This window comes from Sphaerochaeta sp. (assembly GCF_050178175.1).
Taxonomy (GTDB): Bacteria; Spirochaetota; Spirochaetia; order Sphaerochaetales; family Sphaerochaetaceae; genus Sphaerochaeta.
On sequence record NZ_JBFXGH010000193.1, the window covers coordinates 1 to 2,752 of the forward strand.

At 46.8% G+C, this 2,752-nt stretch carries 5 protein-coding genes and 1 tRNA gene; all 6 read right to left on the reverse strand.

Annotated elements, in window-relative coordinates; translation table 11 throughout:
- Positions 1-7 precede the first annotated feature (7 nt).
- The 6 genes from AB7S66_RS12405 to AB7S66_RS12430 all read right to left on the reverse strand — a co-directional run bounded on the left by AB7S66_RS12405 (position 8) and on the right by AB7S66_RS12430 (position 2,403).
- Complete coding sequence (locus AB7S66_RS12405) at positions 8-721, reverse strand: YggS family pyridoxal phosphate-dependent enzyme (RefSeq protein WP_428520460.1); 714 nt, start codon at positions 719-721, stop codon at positions 8-10.
- Positions 684-1,493: a putative ABC transporter permease gene (locus tag AB7S66_RS12410; protein ID WP_428520462.1), complete on the reverse strand. Its 810-nt coding sequence runs from the start codon at positions 1,491-1,493 to the stop codon at positions 684-686. Before AB7S66_RS12410 ends, AB7S66_RS12405 begins: the two co-directional genes overlap by 38 nt.
- Before the next feature lie 100 nt (positions 1,494-1,593).
- Positions 1,594-1,665, reverse strand: a tRNA-Val gene (locus AB7S66_RS12415).
- A gap of 36 nt (positions 1,666-1,701) precedes the next feature.
- Positions 1,702-1,878, reverse strand: coding sequence for an EAL domain-containing protein (locus AB7S66_RS12420; protein ID WP_428520464.1), 177 nt, complete (start codon positions 1,876-1,878; stop codon positions 1,702-1,704).
- Positions 1,879-1,889: 11 nt separating this feature from the next.
- Positions 1,890-2,144 carry a hypothetical protein gene (locus AB7S66_RS12425; RefSeq protein WP_428520466.1) on the reverse strand — a complete coding sequence of 85 codons (255 nt, stop codon included), beginning with the start codon at positions 2,142-2,144 and terminating at the stop codon, positions 1,890-1,892.
- A gap of 106 nt (positions 2,145-2,250) precedes the next feature.
- Positions 2,251-2,403, reverse strand: coding sequence for a hypothetical protein (locus tag AB7S66_RS12430; RefSeq protein WP_428520468.1), 153 nt, complete (start codon positions 2,401-2,403; stop codon positions 2,251-2,253).
- Between the last annotated feature and the right edge of the window lie 349 nt (positions 2,404-2,752).

Genomic DNA, 2,752 nt, shown 5'->3' on the forward strand with positions numbered 1-2,752 from the left:
CGCATGCTTATCCCCGTTTCCCGAACAGCTTTGTACCGATCCTCACCTGATTGGACCCTTCCTCGATGGCAATGCGGTAGTCACCGCTCATACCCATGCTCAAGGTATCGAATGATGGAGGAGCAAATCGCTTTTGCACTGCATCGTAAGCCTTCCTCAGTCGTGAGAACGCTGCTCTTACCATCTTCTCATCTCCATTCAATGGGCCAATGGTCATCAACCCACGTACCTGGAGATAGCTACTCTCCATAATGACATCAAGGGCCGAGAAGAGCTCATCCTCACACGAGAACCCACTTTTGAATCCCTCTTGTGCTGTCTTTAGTTCAAGCAGGATTGGAAATGGACGGGAAAGATATCCTTCAATTTTCCTGGCCAATTTCAGGGAATCGACACTATCGATACCATCAAAGAGCTCTATCGCTTTCTTTGCCTTGTTGGACTGCAAATGTCCTATCAGGTGCAGTCTCATCCCTTCCGGTCTTGTTTGGGGAATCTTCTCCTCTACTTCCTGTACACGGTTTTCCCCATAGAGAAGCTGTCCGCAGGAATACAGGTCCAACATTTCCTGGTAGGTACGGGTCTTGCTTACTGCCATCAGCGTAATATCACTTGGGTTTCTCCCGGCAAGCCTTGCTGCTTCGGCCAAGCTTTCCAATATTTCCTGATAGTGCTCCCGTAACTCAATCATCTCTCTTTTCGCTCCTATGCTTGTTGTCATGTAACTTCCTGTGCAATGCAGTCTCCCGTATGGTCTTTCTCAATGTTTCGAGCAACAACCGCTTTTCCTCGTTGCTGCTTGTCAGCGAGGGAAATGCATGCAAGATTCGTTTTGCGGAAAGACTGAGACGCATCCGCAACTCATCCAATTCAGTATCCAACTTTACACGCAAACCTTCAAGCATCTTGTTCTCCCTGAATTCGCGAAGTACTTTCAGGCGACTTTCAATCTCCCTTCTCTTCTCCCTGAAATCAGCAAGTTGCCTCTGAAAAGCACTCATTCCCAGTACTGAGCTGGTGGTATCGACACTGAGCAATATGATGATGACTTTGGCCCCATGCTCCAAGACTGATGGACTTACATATTCAAATATTGCTGATACATGGGGATGCACCACATAGACAACAAACAAGGAGAGCAATCCAAAGAGTGTCGAGTTGAGGAGGCAGACCCTTCCCTTGAGATTGAATCGTACAGAGGAGTAATCCCATAATCTTATGGAAAACAGTGTCTCAGCAAGATATCCTGTAACATATTCCAGGATGCTGGTACCAATGACAGCGATAAAAAACAGGACAAGGGGATTGTTGGATATGCCAGCAAAGACAAAAATAACCAGCAACGCTCCAAATCCATAGATAGGAAGATAGGGTCCATGAAGAAATCCACGGTTTACCAAGGAGCCCTGTCCTATGGAACAATACACTATTTCAACGATATAACCTAGAATAGAATAACAGAAAAAATACCAGATCAATAATGTCAGGTCCATGCCATCCTCCATTGCGTGATACTACTATACCCACAACCATTTTGAGCGGCAATAGTATCCTTATCAAACACAAAAACGCACTCTGTGAAGAGTGCGTCAATGACCGGAGAGGGATTTGAACCCCCGACCAGTTGCGTGTAAGGCAACCGCTCTCCCGCTGAGCTATCCGGCCGATGAACCAGAACGTATCACAAAGAGAGGGAAACTGTCAACCATGTGTGAGCAACATAAGGAAGGCTTCTTTCTCCATAGGTCGTCGATAAAAGTATCCCTGCCCAAAAAAAACTCCGGCTTCTCTCAGGAATTCATGATGTTTCCTGTTCTCCACTCCCTCTACCACCATAACAATGGCGAGCTCCTTTCCCATCTGTACAATGGAACGCATACCCTTCCCGATTACGAAATTGCGAGATTTTTTGAAGCGCTGTGCGCCGTATCCACAAGTGACGGAATACCCTTACTGGGATCATCCCTCTCATACATACCGAAGGCCATGGAAAGGTGCAGTCCTGTCTTCTGCCCCCATGTGATCAATATCGATTCAGAGCGGTCTTCTATGAGCAAGCTGAAAGGCCCACCTCCGCCTTGGATCCCCATCTGATGGAATGCAATCCTCTCGTGCATACCCCAGCAGTGCTGCAGGGGTCTCATTGGCATACGGCAACCCGAGTGAGCATGACCCAAGGGAAAATACGGCAATATTTTCCCTGTCCTGTTCTTTATAGGGAAGCATGCGTTTGTTCAATTGTTGCGATTTCTATTCATTGCCGACATCCTGAAGGATGATGGTAACCATCTGTACATATCCATAACAGGTTCCAAGTTGGCATGTGAGTGAGAAGTATCGGTTGTCATGGCCTATCACCATGCACGTCTCTCCCCTCAGGTGATTCTCCTGCAAGCTTCTCATACACGAAAGTAGATTGTCCCTTTCTGAGGGCAAGAGCCATCCTAGAGGGTCCTTTTCCAGTAGTTTATCCCCACTGTTGAATATCTCATGGAATTTCCTATTTGCCATGAGTAAGGTGACCGTATCATGCTCCCAAGCAAGATGAAGCAGAGCAACGGCGAAATGCTGTATAATCTCCTTGAGGGGACTTTCTGGGAAAACATATCCGGAAGGAGAAAAACAAACAACGTTTCCTCCCATACGATGGTCCATGTAATACCAGGAAAATAGTACAGGAGTGGAAGAACCTGAGGACACTGTAAGTCGAACCTGTAAGGGCATTCCTTCCGGTTTACTTATACGTTTTCTC